This window comes from Pseudomonas sp. SMN5, assembly GCF_052041925.1.
Taxonomy (GTDB): Bacteria; Pseudomonadota; Gammaproteobacteria; order Pseudomonadales; family Pseudomonadaceae; genus Aquipseudomonas.
On record NZ_JBKGGX010000012.1, the window covers coordinates 118975 to 134012 of the forward strand.

13 protein-coding genes and 1 other RNA gene are annotated in these 15038 nt (G+C 63.3%); all 14 read left to right on the forward strand.

The annotated features are described in order from the left end of the window. The first annotated feature begins 22 nt into the window (after window positions 1–22). The 14 genes from rsmI to ACLEJR_RS14405 all read left to right on the forward strand — a co-directional run bounded on the left by rsmI (window position 23) and on the right by ACLEJR_RS14405 (window position 15037). A complete protein-coding gene (gene rsmI, locus ACLEJR_RS14340; protein WP_440814699.1) occupies window positions 23–928 on the forward strand; it encodes a 16S rRNA (cytidine(1402)-2'-O)-methyltransferase in 906 nt (301 codons plus the stop codon). A gap of 73 nt (window positions 929–1001) precedes the next feature. Then, window positions 1002–1355, forward strand: an RNA gene (gene rnpB / locus ACLEJR_RS14345) — RNase P RNA component class A. Window positions 1356–1662: 307 nt separating this feature from the next. Then, window positions 1663–2118, forward strand: a complete 456-nt coding sequence (gene mraZ, locus ACLEJR_RS14350; protein WP_186530428.1) for a division/cell wall cluster transcriptional repressor MraZ — start codon at window positions 1663–1665, stop codon at window positions 2116–2118. Beyond that, window positions 2115–3062 carry a 16S rRNA (cytosine(1402)-N(4))-methyltransferase RsmH gene (gene rsmH / locus ACLEJR_RS14355; RefSeq protein ID WP_440814701.1) on the forward strand — a complete coding sequence of 316 codons (948 nt, stop codon included), beginning with the start codon at window positions 2115–2117 and terminating at the stop codon, window positions 3060–3062. Before mraZ ends, rsmH begins: the two co-directional genes overlap by 4 nt. Further along, window positions 3059–3352 carry a cell division protein FtsL gene (gene ftsL / locus ACLEJR_RS14360; protein WP_003178214.1) on the forward strand — a complete coding sequence of 98 codons (294 nt, stop codon included), beginning with the start codon at window positions 3059–3061 and terminating at the stop codon, window positions 3350–3352. The genes rsmH and ftsL overlap by 4 nt, the downstream gene beginning before the upstream one ends. Then, the gene (locus tag ACLEJR_RS14365) at window positions 3352–5091 is read left to right on the forward strand and encodes a peptidoglycan D,D-transpeptidase FtsI family protein (RefSeq protein WP_440798840.1); all 1740 of its coding nucleotides are present in this window, start codon (window positions 3352–3354) and stop codon (window positions 5089–5091) included. The genes ftsL and ACLEJR_RS14365 overlap by 1 nt, the downstream gene beginning before the upstream one ends. Beyond that, window positions 5091–6554, forward strand: coding sequence for a UDP-N-acetylmuramoyl-L-alanyl-D-glutamate--2,6-diaminopimelate ligase (locus ACLEJR_RS14370; protein ID WP_440814703.1), 1464 nt, complete (start codon window positions 5091–5093; stop codon window positions 6552–6554). Before ACLEJR_RS14365 ends, ACLEJR_RS14370 begins: the two co-directional genes overlap by 1 nt. Next, window positions 6547–7914 (forward strand): UDP-N-acetylmuramoyl-tripeptide--D-alanyl-D-alanine ligase, encoded by a 1368-nt coding sequence (locus ACLEJR_RS14375; protein ID WP_440814705.1) that lies wholly within the window; start codon window positions 6547–6549, stop codon window positions 7912–7914. The genes ACLEJR_RS14370 and ACLEJR_RS14375 overlap by 8 nt, the downstream gene beginning before the upstream one ends. Continuing rightward, window positions 7914–8996: a phospho-N-acetylmuramoyl-pentapeptide-transferase gene (gene mraY / locus ACLEJR_RS14380; RefSeq protein ID WP_440798818.1), complete on the forward strand. Its 1083-nt coding sequence runs from the start codon at window positions 7914–7916 to the stop codon at window positions 8994–8996. The genes ACLEJR_RS14375 and mraY overlap by 1 nt, the downstream gene beginning before the upstream one ends. Window positions 8997–9001: 5 nt before the next feature. Beyond that, window positions 9002–10348: a UDP-N-acetylmuramoyl-L-alanine--D-glutamate ligase gene (gene murD / locus ACLEJR_RS14385; RefSeq protein ID WP_440798816.1), complete on the forward strand. Its 1347-nt coding sequence runs from the start codon at window positions 9002–9004 to the stop codon at window positions 10346–10348. Next, the gene (gene ftsW, locus ACLEJR_RS14390; RefSeq protein ID WP_440798814.1) at window positions 10345–11562 is read left to right on the forward strand and encodes a putative lipid II flippase FtsW; all 1218 of its coding nucleotides are present in this window, start codon (window positions 10345–10347) and stop codon (window positions 11560–11562) included. The genes murD and ftsW overlap by 4 nt, the downstream gene beginning before the upstream one ends. Then, entirely contained in the window at window positions 11552–12622 is a 1071-nt protein-coding gene (murG, locus tag ACLEJR_RS14395; protein WP_440814709.1) for an undecaprenyldiphospho-muramoylpentapeptide beta-N-acetylglucosaminyltransferase, read from the forward strand. The genes ftsW and murG overlap by 11 nt, the downstream gene beginning before the upstream one ends. Then, entirely contained in the window at window positions 12615–14075 is a 1461-nt protein-coding gene (gene murC, locus ACLEJR_RS14400) for a UDP-N-acetylmuramate--L-alanine ligase (protein ID WP_440798810.1), read from the forward strand. Before murG ends, murC begins: the two co-directional genes overlap by 8 nt. Then, the gene (locus tag ACLEJR_RS14405) at window positions 14072–15037 is read left to right on the forward strand and encodes a D-alanine--D-alanine ligase (protein ID WP_440814710.1); all 966 of its coding nucleotides are present in this window, start codon (window positions 14072–14074) and stop codon (window positions 15035–15037) included. Before murC ends, ACLEJR_RS14405 begins: the two co-directional genes overlap by 4 nt. The last annotated feature ends 1 nt before the right edge of the window (window position 15038 follow it).

Sequence of the window (15038 nt, forward strand, 5' to 3'; positions counted from 1 at the left end):
CAGACGACCGTCACACGCTACAATGGCGGTTTTTACCCATCATGAGGTGTGCGTTTTGACTGCTCCAGGTGCTTTGAATTCCGCTGCTGGCTCGCTTTATGTGGTGGCGACGCCCATTGGCAACCTGGACGATATCAGCGCTCGGGCGCTGAAAATCCTGCAGGACGTGGCACTCATTGCAGCCGAAGACACCCGCCATTCCCAGCGCTTGCTGCAACATTTCGGTATTTCGACGCCATTGGCGGCCTGTCACGAGCACAACGAGCGGGACGAAGGCAGTCGGTTTATCACTCGATTGCTGGCGGGCGATAACGTCGCGCTGATCTCCGATGCGGGAACGCCGCTGATCTCCGATCCTGGCTATCATCTGGTGCGCCAGGCCCGGGCGGCCGGGATCAACGTGGTGCCAGTGCCGGGGGCGTGCGCCCTGATCGCAGCACTGTCGGCAGCCGGCTTGCCGTCGGACCGTTTCATCTTCGAAGGTTTCCTGCCGGCCAAGGCTGTCGGGCGGCGCGCACGCCTGGAGGCTATAAAGGAGGAACCCAGGACGTTGATCTTCTATGAGGCGCCGCACCGTATTCTGGAGTGCCTGCAAGACATGGAGCTGGTATTTGGCGCCGAGCGTCCGGCGCTGCTGGCCCGTGAGTTGACCAAGACCTTTGAAACCCTCAAGGGCCTGCCATTGGCCGAGCTGCGTGCTTTCGTCGAGAGCGACAGCAACCAGCAGCGCGGTGAATGCGTGGTGCTGGTGGCGGGCTGGACGCCGCCGGACAACGAAGAGGCGGTCAGCAGCGAAGCGATGCGCATCCTGAACCTGCTGCTCGAGGAAATGCCCCTCAAACGCGCCGCCGCCCTCGCGGCGCAGATCACCGGCGAGCGCAAGAATGTGCTGTACCAGGTCGCGCTGGATAAACAGAAGGGCCAGTAAAGGCAGGGGGCGGGCTGGCCCAAGGCTTTTATCGCTTGTTCTTGCGGCGCTCTACCGTTAACCTTCGCGGCGGAGAGTCGATCGGACAGTCGCTGCCCCCTATGAAAATTAGGGGGGGGAGGAAAGTCCGGGCTCCATAGGGCGAAGTGCCAGGTAATGCCTGGGAGGCGTGAGCCTACGGAAAGTGCCACAGAAAATAACCGCCTAAGCGTTTCGGCGCCGGTAAGGGTGAAAAGGTGCGGTAAGAGCGCACCGCACGGCTGGCAACAGTTCGTGGCTAGGTAAACCCCACTTGGAGCAAGACCAAATAGGGTCCCAAGGCGTGGCCCGCGCTGGGACCGGGTAGGTTGCTAAAGATGTCCAGTGATGGCCATCGTAGACGAATGACTGTTCAAGACAGAACCCGGCTTACAGATCGACTCTCCACCTTTCCCCACCTTGCCGGAATCACTGGCAGGCGCAGTTCCTAAGACCAAAAAATTCTTACTCTTAATAAATTACTTTAACTTGTGCGCGCAGCCTCCTGTGCTCTCTCAAGTTGAGGCGAAATTTCCTACGTCAGATTCTTGTTTCCCCTCCTGAAACGCTCCTAAATCTCCGATCTATAAGGCTTTTCCTTCAATCCGCGCCTTGACGGTGCAGTGGGCGCATTCCTATAGTGTGCGCAAGTGGCGGAAAGTGGCATGAAGTGGGTTTTTTGAGCGTAAAACGCTAAATCTTGGAGAAACGCTGACGTGTTTCGCGGAGCTAACGCTATCAGTCTCGATGCAAAGGGCCGTCTCGCCATGCCGAGCCGGTACCGTGACGAGCTCGTTTCGCGTAGTTCTGGCCAATTAATCGTCACGATCGACGCCGTTGATCCATGTTTGTGCGTTTACCCTCTGGATGAGTGGGAAATCATCGAAACCAAACTGCGCGCACTGCCGTCCTTGCGTGAAGAAAATCGCCGCCTGCAACGCCTGCTGATTGGTAACGCGGTCGACCTGGAGCTTGATGGCAGCGGTCGATTTCTGGTTCCGCCGCGCCTGCGCGAATACGCCAGGCTCGACAAGCGCGCCATGCTGGTGGGGCAACTGAACAAGTTCCAACTGTGGGACGAAGATGCCTGGAACGCGGTTTCTGCCGCTGACCTCGCTGCTATTCAACAACCGGGCGCCATGCCTGATGAACTGCGTGATTTGATCCTGTGACTATTGATAGCGGCTTTAACCACATCACCGTACTGCTTGACGAAGCCGTCGAGGCTCTCGCCGTACGTCCTGATGGCTGCTATCTGGACGGTACGTTCGGGCGTGGCGGGCACAGCCGGTTGATCCTCAGCAAGCTCGGTCCGGGTGGACGGCTGTTGGGATTCGATAAAGATCCTCAAGCGATTGCCACCGGGCAAGCGCTGGCGGCCGAAGACGGCCGCTTTGTCGTTGTGCAGCGCAGCTTTGCCGAGTTGGGCTCGGAGGTCGCCGGGCGCGGCCTGACAGGCAAGGTCAACGGTGTTTTGCTGGATCTGGGCGTGTCGTCGCCGCAACTGGACGACCCGGAGCGTGGCTTCAGCTTCCTCAACGACGGCCCGCTGGACATGCGCATGGATCCGTCCCGCGGTATCAGCGCCGCCGAATTCGTCAATACCGCGCCGGTGGAAGAAATTGCCCGGGTCTTCAAGGAGTACGGTGAAGAACGCTTCTCCGGTCGGATGGCGCGCGCCGTGGTGGAGCGCCGTGACATCAAGCCATTCGAGCGTACCGGCGATCTGGCCGAGGTGCTGAAAGTTGCCAATCCGGCTTGGGAAAAGGGCAAGAACCCGGCGACCCGTGCTTTCCAGGGATTGCGCATCCACGTCAATAATGAGCTGGGCGACCTGGAGGCCGGCCTCGAGGCAGCGCTCGACGTCCTGGAAGTCGGCGGTCGTCTGGTGGTGATCAGCTTCCATTCCCTGGAAGACCGTATCGTCAAACTGTTCATGCGCAAACTCACCAAGGGCGAAGCCGATAACCTGCCGCGTAACCTGCCGGTGCGTTTCGAAGCCTTCGTGCCGAAAATCAAGATCCATGGCAAGGCCCAGTTCGCCTCCGAGGCCGAACTCAAGGTCAACCCTCGGGCCCGTAGTGCCGTCATGCGTGTTGCGGAGAAGTTGCGGTGAGCAAGCTCTTCGCCAAGCCACTGCCCGGCGGCAGCTTTTTCATGCTGCTGCTGTTTATCGGCGTGCTCGTGTCGGCCATCGCCGTATCCTATAGCGCGCACTGGAACCGGCAGTTGCTCAACACCCTTTACAACGAACTGAGCGTGCGCGACAAGGCGCAGGCTGAGTGGGGGCGGTTGATCCTGGAGCAAAGCACTTGGACCGCCCACAGTCGCATCGAAGTGTTGGCCACCGAACAACTGAAAATGCGCATTCCCGGCGCCGCCGAAGTGCAGATGGTGGCGCCATGATGAAGCTCGAAGGAGCATTGTTCCCGTGGCGGTTCCGTCTGGTCCTGGGGCTGCTCGGGATCATGGTGGCCGCGATTTCCTGGCGCATCATCGACCTGCAGGTCGTCGACCGTGATTTCCTCAAGGGGCAGGGCGATGCCCGCAGCGTGCGGCATATCCCGATCCCGGCTCACCGTGGCCTGATCACTGACCGCAATGGCGAACCGCTGGCCGTGAGTACGCCGGTGACCACCCTGTGGGCCAATGCCAAGGAAATGCAACAGGCCAAGGAAAAATGGCCTGCACTGGCCGCCGCCCTCGGGCAAGATCCCAAGGCCCTGGCCGAGCGCCTCGAATCCCAGGCCAATAAAGAATTCATTTATCTGGTGCGCGGGTTGACCCCCGAGCAGGGCCAGAGCGTGCTCGACCTCAAGGTACCGGGCGTCTATGGCATCGAAGAGTTCCGGCGTTTCTACCCGGCCGGCGAAGTCACGGCACACATGGTCGGGTTTACCGACATCGATGATCGAGGTCGCGAAGGTGTCGAGCTGGCCTACGACGAGTGGCTCGCCGGAGTCGCCGGCAAGCGCCAGGTCATCAAGGACCGGCGCGGCCGGCTGATCAAGGATGTCCAGGTCACCAAAAACGCCAAGGCCGGCAAGCCCTTGGCGTTGTCCATTGACCTGCGCCTGCAATACCTGGCCAACCGCGAGCTGCGCAACGCCATCGTCGAGAACGGCGCCAAGGCCGGTAGCCTGGTGATCATGGACGTCAAGACCGGCGAGATCCTGGCCATGGTCAACCAGCCGACCTACAACCCCAACAACCGCCGCAACCTGCAGCCGGCGATGATGCGCAACCGCGCGATGATCGACGTGTTCGAGCCGGGCTCGACCATGAAAGCCGTGTCCATGGCCGCTGCCCTGGAGACCGGGCGCTGGAAGCCGAGCGACACCGTCGAGGTGTATCCAGGCACCTTGCAGATCGGCAAGTACACCATTCGCGACGTGTCCAAGACCGAAGGCCCGGTACTCGACCTGACCGGCATCCTGATCAATTCCAGTAACGTAGGCATGAGCAAGATCGCCTTCGATATCGGCGGTGAAACCATCTACCGTCTCGCCCAGAAAATCGGCCTCGGCCAGGACACCGGCCTGGGCTTCCCTGGCGAGCGTGTCGGCAACCTGCCGAACTATCGCGACTGGCGCAAGGCCGAGACGGCTACGTTGTCCTACGGCTACGGTGTTTCCGTGACGGCGATTCAGCTCGTCCACGCGTTTTCCGCGCTGGCCAACAACGGGCGCATCGTCCCGCTGACCCTGATCAAGACCGACAAGCCGCCGCAGGCCACCCAGGTGATCCCGGAAAACGTCGCCAAGACCATGCAGGGCATGTTGCAGCAAGTGATCGAGGCGCCGCGTGGCGTCTATCGTGCCCAGGTCCCGGCCTACCACGTGGCGGGCAAGTCGGGTACGGCCCGGAAAACCTCCGTGGGCACCAAAGGCTATGCCGAGAACTCCTATCGATCGCTGTTCGCCGGCTTCGGCCCGATGAGCGATCCGCGCTATGCGATCGTCGTGGTCATCGACGAACCGAGCAAGGCCGGTTACTTCGGTGGTCTGGTTTCGGCGCCGGTGTTCAGCAAAGTGATGTCCGGCACCCTGCGCCTGATGAACATTACCCCGGATAACCTGCCGCCGACCCAGCAGGCCAATACCGCACCGGTCATTCCCTTGAAAGCCGAAGGAGGGCGTGGCTGATGTCCCTGAGCCTGAACAAGATTTTCGCCCACGCCGGTCACGACCTGCTGATCCGTGAGCTGGCCCTCGATAGCCGTAATGTACGGGCTGGGGACCTGTTCCTGGCTGTGCCCGGTGCCCGCTTCGATGGCCGTGCCCACATCGCCGACGCTCTGAAGCGTGGCGCGGCGGCGGTGGCTTATGAAGTGGACGGTGCCACCGTGCTGCCGATCACCGACGTACCGCTGATTCCGGTCAAGGGCCTGGCGGCGCAGCTGTCGGATATCGCCGGGCGCTTCTATGGCGAACCGAGCCGGCATCTGAACCTGATCGGCGTGACCGGCACCAACGGTAAGACCAGCGTCACTCAACTGGTGGCCCAGGCTCTGGACCTGCTCGGCCAGCATTGCGGCATCGTCGGGACCCTGGGCAACGGTTTCCATGGCGCGCTGGAGAGTGGCTTGCACACCACGCCGAACCCGGTTGCCGTACAAGCGACGCTGGCCGACCTGAAGAAGGCCGGTGCCAAGGCCGTCGCCATGGAAGTCTCTTCCCATGGCCTGGACCAGGGGCGCGTCAGCGCGCTCGCCTTTGACGTTGCGGTGTTGACCAACCTGTCCCGCGATCACCTGGATTACCACGGCACGATGCAGGCCTACGGCGAAGCCAAGGCCAAGCTGTTTGCCTGGAATGACCTGAAATGCCGGGTCATCAACCTCGATGACGAATTCGGCCGGCAACTGGCCGCCGACAAGCGCGAGTCGCGGTTGATCACCTATAGCCTGGAAGATGCCAGCGCCTACCTTTATGTACGCCAGGCGCAGTTCGATGACGAAGGCGTGCGTGCCACGCTGGTCACGCCCCAGGGCGAGCATCACCTGCGCAGCACCTTGCTGGGCCGCTTCAACCTGAGCAATGTGCTGGCCGCCATCGGCGCCTTGCTCGGCCTGGACTACGCGCTGGACGAAATCCTCAAGGTCCTGCCGAAGCTCGAAGGTCCGGCCGGACGCATGCAACGCCTGGGTGGCGGTACCCAGCCGCTGGTGGTGGTCGACTACGCCCACACCCCCGATGCCCTGGAAAAAGTCCTGTCGGCCCTGCGGCCTCACGCCAAGGGCCGGTTGCTGTGCCTGTTCGGCTGCGGCGGTGACCGTGATCGCGGCAAGCGCCCGCTGATGGCCGAAGTGGTCGAGCGGCTGGCCGATGGCGTGCTGGTGACCGATGACAATCCACGCAGTGAAGACCCGTTGCGGATCTTCGACGACATCCGTGCCGGTTTCTCGGCCGTCGATAACGTCGATTTCGTGGCCGGTCGCGGCCAGGCCATCGCCCGATTGATCGCCAGCGCCTCGGCGGACGACGTCGTCGTCCTGGCGGGCAAAGGGCATGAGGACTATCAGGAAATCAACGGTGAACGCCAGCCTTTCTCCGATCTGGTGGAAGCCGATCATGCCTTGACCGCGTGGGAGGTGGGCCATGCTTAAGGCCTTGAAGCTCAGCGAACTGACCAACGCCCTGAACGCACGCCTCGTCGCGGCCGACGCCAGTTTCGACGGCGTCAGCATCGACAGCCGGGCCATTGCAGCGGGGCAGTTGTTCGTCGCCCTGACCGGGCCGCGTTTCGACGGCCACGATTACCTCAACGAGGTCGCCGCCAAGGGCGCGGTCGCGGCACTGGTCGAGCGTGAAGTGACCAACAGCACCTTGCCTCAGTTGCAGGTAGAGGATACCCGCCAGGCCCTGGGCCAGCTCGGGGCGCTGAACCGCGCTGCCTTCGACAAGCCGGTCGCGGCCATCACCGGTTCCAGCGGCAAGACCACGGTCAAGGAAATGCTCGCGAGCATCCTGCGCACCCGCGGTCCGGTGCTGGCAACCCGTGGCAACCTGAACAACGACCTGGGCGTGCCGCTGACTTTGCTGGAGCTGGCGCCGGAACATAGCGCCGCGGTCATTGAGCTGGGCGCTTCGCGGCTCGGCGAGATCGCCTACACCGTGGGCCTGACCAAACCCCACGTGGCCGTGCTCAACAATGCCGGGACCGCCCACGTCGGCGAGTTCGGCGGCCCGGAAAAAATCGTCGAGGCCAAGGGCGAGATCATTGAAGGGCTGGCGGCCGATGGTGTCGCCGTGTTGAATCTCGACGACAAGGCCTTCGAGATCTGGAAGACCCGTGCCGGCGAGCGCAAGGTGCTGACCTTTGCCTTGAGCAACGTCGCGGCGAATTTCTATGCCAGTGACCTGGACCGCGACGCCCGGGGTTGCCCGGCTTTCAATCTGCACGGTCCGGATGGCGCCGAGCGGGTCCAGTTGAACCTGCTGGGCACTCATAACGTTGCCAATGCCCTGGCCGCCGCCGCTGCCGCCCATGCCCTGGGCGTGTCGTTGCCGGGCATCGTTGCCGGGCTGAACGCGGTGCAGCCGGTCAAGGGACGCACCGTCGCGCAGTTGGCCAGCAATGGCATGCGCGTGATCGACGACACCTACAACGCCAACCCGACATCCATGTGCGCGGCGGTGGATATCCTTGCCGGTTTTTCCGGCCGTACCGTGCTGGTACTGGGGGATATCGGCGAGCTGGGCGAATGGGCGCAACAAGGTCACCACGATGTCGGCGCCTATGCGCGCGGCAAGGTCGATGCGCTGTATGCCGTCGGTCCGATGATGGCCCATGCGGTCGCCGCCTTCGGCGAGCACGGCCGGCATTTTGCGACGCAGGCCGAGCTGATCCGGGCGCTGGGCGCCGAGCAGGACCCGAACACCACCCTATTGATCAAGGGCTCTCGTAGCGCAGCGATGGAAAACATCGTCGCGGCGCTGTGCGGCACCCGTACGGAGAAACATTGATGCTGCTGCTGCTAGCGGAGTACCTGCAACAGTTCTACAAAGGCTTCGCGGTCTTCCAGTACCTGACCCTGCGCGGGATTCTGGGTGTGCTGACCGCGCTGACGTTGTCACTGTTCCTGGGTCCGTGGATGATCCGCACTTTGCAGAACCTGCAAATCGGCCAGTCGGTGCGTAACGACGGCCCGCAATCGCACCTGTCCAAGTCCGGTACCCCGACCATGGGCGGTGCGCTGATCCTGTCCTCGATTGGCGTCAGTACGTTGCTGTGGGCCGACCTGGCGAACCGCTACGTCTGGGTCGTGTTGCTGGTGACCCTGTTTTTCGGCGCCATCGGCTGGGTCGACGATTATCGCAAGGTCATCGAGAAGAACTCCCGCGGGCTGCCAAGCCGCTGGAAGTATTTCTGGCAGTCGGTGTTCGGCCTTGGCGCAGCGATCTTCCTTTATATGACGGCCGCTTCGCCGGTGGAAACCACCCTGATCCTGCCGATGCTCAAGGACTACAGCATTCCGTTGGGTGCCGGCTTCATCGTCCTGACCTACCTGGTGATCGTCGGTTCGAGCAACGCGGTGAACCTCACCGATGGCCTCGACGGCCTGGCAATCATGCCAACGGTCATGGTCGGCGGCGCGCTGGGGATCTTCTGCTACCTGTCGGGTAACGTGAAATTCGCCGAGTACTTGCTGATCCCGTATGTGCCAGGGGCGGGCGAGCTGATCGTGTTCTGCGGTGCGCTGATCGGTGCCGGACTGGGCTTCCTGTGGTTCAACACCTACCCGGCGCAGGTCTTCATGGGTGACGTCGGTGCGTTGGCGCTGGGCGCGGCCCTGGGCACCATCGCGGTGATCGTTCGCCAGGAAATCGTCCTGTTCATCATGGGCGGCGTCTTCGTGATGGAGACCCTGTCAGTCGTCATTCAGGTCGCCTCCTTTAAATTGACCGGCCGCCGCGTTTTCCGCATGGCGCCGATCCACCACCACTTTGAACTCAAGGGCTGGCCCGAGCCACGTGTGATCGTCCGTTTTTGGATCATCACCGTGATTCTGGTGCTGATCGGCCTGGCCACCCTGAAGCTGAGGTAGAACGAGTGTCCCTGATCGCTTCCGACCACTTCCGCATCGTTGTCGGCCTCGGCAAGAGCGGCATGTCCCTGGTTCGCTTCCTGGCGAACCGGGGCGTGTCGTTTGCCGTTGCCGATACGCGGGAAAATCCACCTGAGCTGGCCACGCTGCGGCGTGACTATCCGCAGGTGGAGGTGCGTTGTGGCGAGCTGGACGTCGAATTCCTGTGCCGCGCCGATGAGCTCTACGTGAGCCCTGGCCTGGCCCTGGCGACCCCGGCCCTGCAGGCTGCCGCTGCCCGTGGCGTGCGTTTGTCCGGCGACATCGAGTTGTTCGCGCGTAACGCCAAGGCGCCAATTGTGGCCATCAGCGGTTCCAATGCGAAAAGCACCGTCACCACCCTGGTGGGCGAGATGGCGGCCGCGGCCGGCAAGCGCGTCGCCGTGGGCGGCAACCTCGGTACACCGGCGCTGGACCTGCTCAGCGACGACGTCGAGCTGTACGTGATGGAGCTGTCGAGCTTCCAACTGGAAACCACCGATCACCTGGGCGCCGAAGTGGCGACCGTGCTCAACATCAGCGAAGACCATATGGACCGCTACAGCGGCCTGCCGGCTTACCACCTGGCCAAGCACCGGATCTTCCGCGGCGCCCGGCAAGTGGTGTTCAACCGTCAGGACGCCCTGACCCGGCCGTTGCTGGGCGAGGGCATGCCGTGCTGGTCCTTCGGCCTGGGCGTTCCGGATTTCAAAGGCTTCGGCTTGCGCGAAGAGAACGGCGAGAAATACCTGGCCTTCGAATTCCAGAACCTGATGCCGGTACGTGAACTGAAGATCCGCGGCGCCCACAACCAGGCCAATGCCTTGGCGGCGCTGGCCCTGGGGCATGCGGTCGGCCTGCCGTTCGACGCCATGCTCTCGGCCCTGCGTACCTTCGCCGGCCTCGAACACCGCTGCCAGTGGGTGCGCGACCTGGATGGCGTGGCCTGGTACAACGATTCCAAGGCCACCAACGTCGGCGCCGCACTGGCCGCCATCGAAGGCCTGGGCGCGGATATTACAGGCAAGCTGGTGCTGATCGCCGGCGGCGATGGCAAGGGTGCCGACTTCAAGGACCTGCGTGATCCGGTGGCAGCCAACTGCCGCGCCGTGGTGCTGATGGGCCGTGACCGCGAACTGATCGCCCAGGCGCTCGGCGACGCCGTGCCGCTGGTGCGTGTGGCGTCGTTGGACGAAGCGGTGCAGCAATGCCGCGCCCTGGCACAACCGGGCGACGCGGTCCTGTTGTCGCCGGCCTGCGCCAGTTTCGACATGTTCAAGAACTACGAAGAACGCGGACAGTTGTTCGCCCGGGCCGCGGAGGACTTGGCATGAGCCTGATGAATGTCATCAAGCCCTATCCGTCACCGTTGATCACCGGGCGCGGCATCGACCTGGACTTCCCGATGCTTGCCGGTTGCCTGGCGCTACTGGGCCTGGGCCTGGTGATGATCACCTCGGCATCCTCGGAAGTGGCCGCCGTGCAGTCGGGCAACACGCTTTATCACATGATTCGCCACCTGATTTACCTGGTGATCGGCCTGGGTGCGTGCGTTGTGACCATGATGGTGCCGATCGCCACCTGGCAGCGCCTGGGCTGGATGATGCTGCTCGGGGCCTTCGGTCTGCTGGTGCTGGTGCTGGTGCCGGGCATCGGCCGCGAGGTCAACGGCTCGATGCGCTGGATCGGCTTCAGTTTCTTCAACGTCCAGCCTTCGGAAATCGCCAAGGTCTTCGTCGTGCTCTTCCTGGCCGGCTACCTGGTGCGGCGCCAGAAGGAAGTGCGCGAGAGCTGGATGGGCTTCTTCAAGCCGTTCATCGTCCTGCTGCCGATGGCGGGGCTGTTGCTGATGGAGCCGGACTTCGGCGCCACGGTAGTGATGATGGGCGCGGCGGCAGCGATGCTGTTTCTGGGCGGCGTCGGGCTGTTCCGTTTCATCCTGATGGTGGCGCTGGCAGTGGCGGCCGTGACGGTGCTGGTTCAGGCGCAACCCTATCGGATGGCGCGCCTGATCACGTTCACTGACCCGTGGGCCGACCAGTTCGGTTCCGGCTACCAGTTGACCCAGGCACTGATCGCATTCGGCCGTGGCGAATGGCTGGGCGTCGGCCTGGGCAACAGTGTGCAGAAGCAGTTCTACCTGCCGGAAGCCCACACCGACTTCGTGTTCTCGGTGCTGGCCGAAGAGCTGGGCGTGGTCGGTTCCCTGTGCACCGTCGCGCTGTTCGTGTTCGTCTGCGTGCGCGGCATGTACATCGGTTTGTGGGCCGAGAAGGCCAAGCAGTTTTTCGCGGCCTACGTAGCGTATGGCCTGTCGTTCCTGTGGATCGGCCAGTTCCTGATCAACATCGGCGTGAACGTCGGCCTCTTGCCGACCAAGGGCCTGACGCTGCCGTTTCTCAGCTATGGCGGTAGTTCCCTGGTGATCTGCTGTGCCTGCCTGGGTTTGTTGCTGCGCATCGAGTGGGAGAGTCGAACCCACCTGGGCAGCGAAGAGATGGAGTTCCATGAGAGCGACTTCGCCGAGGAGCCGACTCATGGGCGCTAACGTGCTGATCATGGCCGGCGGGACCGGCGGGCATGTGTTCCCGGCGCTGGCCTGTGCCCGGGAATTCCAGGCACGCGGCTATACCGTGCACTGGCTGGGCACGCCTCGGGGTATCGAGAACGAACTGGTGCCCGGCGCAGGCCTTGAGTTGCACCGGATCGACGCCAGCGGCCTGCGGGGCAAAGGCAAGCTGTCGCTGCTCAAGGCGCCGCTGATGTTGCTCCGGTCCATCTGGCAGGCCCGGGCGGTGATCCGTCGGTTGCGGCCGGTCTGCGTGGTGGGGTTTGGCGGTTATGTGACTGGTCCCGGCGGCGTCGCGGCCAAACTGGCCGGGGTGCCGGTGATCGTTCACGAGCAGAACGCCGTGGCCGGTACCGCCAATCGGTTACTGGTGCCGTTGGCCGCCCGGGTCTGTGAAGCCTTTCCCGACACCTTTACCCTGTCGGGCAGCCGCCGCACCACCGGTAATCCGGTGCGTACCGAGCTGTTTCTCGATACACCGCGCCCGGCCCTGGCCGGACGCAAGGCGCGCTTGCTGATCCTGGGTGGAAGCCTGGGCGCAGAGCCGTTGAACAAATTGCTGCCCGAAGCCCTGTCGCAGGTCGCACCCGAACTGCGTCCGGAAGTGTTTCACCAGGCCGGCAAAAACCACGATGGAGTGACCGCCGAACGCTACCGCGCCGCCGGCGTCGAGGCGCAGGTTCAGCCTTTCATCAAAGACATGGCCCAGGCCTATGGCTGGGCCGACCTGGTGGTGTGCCGCGCAGGCGCGCTGACCATCAGCGAACTGGCTGCCGCCGGTCTGCCCTCGATGCTGGTGCCCTTGCCCCATGCCATCGACGATCACCAGACCCGCAACGCCGACTATTTGGCTCGCGAAGGTGCTGCCTTCCTGATGCCGCAAAGAACGACTGGCGCCGCGGATCTTGCCGCCCGCCTGACAGAGGTTTTGATGCAGCCGCAACGACTTGAAGACATGGCCCGCGCCGCGCGCCGCCTGGCCAAACCCGATGCCACGGCCCAAGTGGTCGATACCTGCCTGGAGGTGGCCCATGGTTGAGAATCGCAAAGCCATGCCACAACCGGAAATGCGCCGTATCCGTCGCATCCACTTCGTCGGTATCGGCGGCGTGGGCATGTGCGGGATCGCCGAAGTGCTGCTGAACCTGGGCTACGAGGTTTCCGGTTCCGACCTGAAGGCTTCGCCGGTCACCGAGCGCCTGGAGTCCTTCGGCGCCCGGATTTTCATCGGGCATCGTGCCGAGAACGCCGCTGCTGCCGACGTGCTGGTGGTTTCCAGCGCCGTGAACACCTCCAACCCGGAAGTCGCCACCGCTCTGGAACGGCGTATTCCGGTGGTGCCGCGGGCCGAGATGCTGGCCGAGCTGATGCGCTATCGCCACGGCATCGCCGTCGCCGGTACTCACGGCAAGACCACCACCACCAGCCTGATCGCCTCGGTGTTCGCCGCCGGTGGCCTGGACCCGACTTTCGTGATCGGTGGCCGCTTGAATGCTGCGGGCACCAATGCCCAGTTGGGCACCAGCCGCTACCTGATCGCCGAAGCCGATGAGAGCGATGCCAGCTTCCTGCATCTGCAACCGCTGGTGGCGGTGGTCACCAACATCGACGCCGACCACATGGCGACCTACGACGGTGACTTCAACAAACTGAAGAAAACCTTCGTCGAGTTCCTGCACAACCTGCCGTTCTACGGTCTGGCGGTGGTGTGCCTGGACGATCCGGTGGTGCGCGAGATCCTGCCACTGGTCAAGCGTCCGACGGTGACCTACGGCTTTGGCGAAGAGGCCGACGTGCGCGCCATCAACGTGCGCCAGCAGGGCATGCAGACCTTCTTTACCGTGCTGCGCCCCGACCGCGAGCCGCTGGACGTGTCGGTCAACATGCCGGGCAATCACAACGTGCTCAATGCCCTGGCAACCATCTGCATCGCTACCGACGAAGGCGTCAGCGACGAAGCCATCGTCCAGGGCCTGTCCGGGTTCCAGGGCGTGGGCCGGCGCTTCCAGGTCTACGGCGAACTGCCGGTGGACGGCGGCAACGTGATGTTGGTGGACGACTACGGCCACCACCCGACCGAAGTCGCGGCGGTGATCAAGGCCGTGCGCGGTGGCTGGCCGGAGCGGCGCCTGGTGATGGTCTACCAGCCGCACCGCTATAGCCGTACCCGTGACCTGTACGACGATTTCGTCCAGGTATTGGCCGACGCCAACGTACTGCTGCTGATGGACGTCTATCCGGCCGGCGAAGAGCCGATCCCGGGGGCCGACAGTCGCCAGCTGTGCCACAGCATCCGTCAGCGCGGCCAGCTCGATCCGATTTACATCGACCGCGGCGTGGACCTCGCGCCGCTGGTCAAACCGCTGCTGCGCGCCGGCGACATCCTGCTGTGCCAGGGTGCCGGTGACATCGGAGGCCTGGCCCCGAAACTGTTGAAAAGTCCGTTATTCGCCGGAGCCATCGTGGCGCCCAGCGAGGGGAAACTGAAATGACTGCTGCCTACGCCAACCTGGCCTCGACCCTTGACCCGAAAGCCTTCGGCCGCGTGGCTGTGCTGTTCGGCGGCAAGAGCGCCGAGCGCGAGGTCTCCCTCAAGTCCGGCAATGCCGTGCTGCAAGCCCTGCAAGGTGCCGGTGTCGACGCGTTCGGCATCGACGTGGGCGATGATTTCCTGCAGCGCCTGCTGAGCGAAAAGATTGATCGTGCCTTCATCATCCTTCACGGTCGCGGTGGCGAAGACGGCAGCATGCAAGGCCTGCTCGAATGCCTGGGCATTCCCTACACCGGCAGCGGCATCCTGGCGTCGGCCCTGGCCATGGACAAACTGCGCACCAAGCAAGTCTGGCACAGCCTCGGCATTCCGACGCCGCGCCACGCCGTACTGGCGAGCGAGGCCGATTGTATTTCGGCGGCCACGGAACTGGGCTTTCCTTTGATCGTCAAACCGGCGCATGAAGGTTCAAGTATTGGCATGGCGAAAGTGAATTCGCTGCCTGAGTTGACCGCGGCATGGAAAGACGCCAGTTCCTACGATTCGCAAGTGCTGGTCGAGCAATGGATCACCGGTCCCGAGTTCACCATCGCCATCCTGCGTGGCCAGGTGTTGCCCCCGATCGCGCTGGGCACCCCGCACACGTTCTACGACTACGACGCCAAGTACATCGCCAACGATACCCAGTACCGCATTCCTTGCGGGCTGGACAGTGCCAAGGAACAAGAACTGATGGACCTCACGGCCAAGGCCTGCGAGGCGCTCGGTATTACCGGTTGGGGCCGGGCGGACGTGATGCAGGACGTCGATGGGCAGTTCTGGTTCCTGGAAGTCAACACCGCTCCCGGCATGACCGATCACAGTCTGGTACCGATGGCGGCCCGCGCCGCCGGCCTGGATTTCCAGCAACTGGTGCTGTCGATCCTGGCGGCCAGTGTCGACTCTCAAGAGTCAAGAGGTTAAG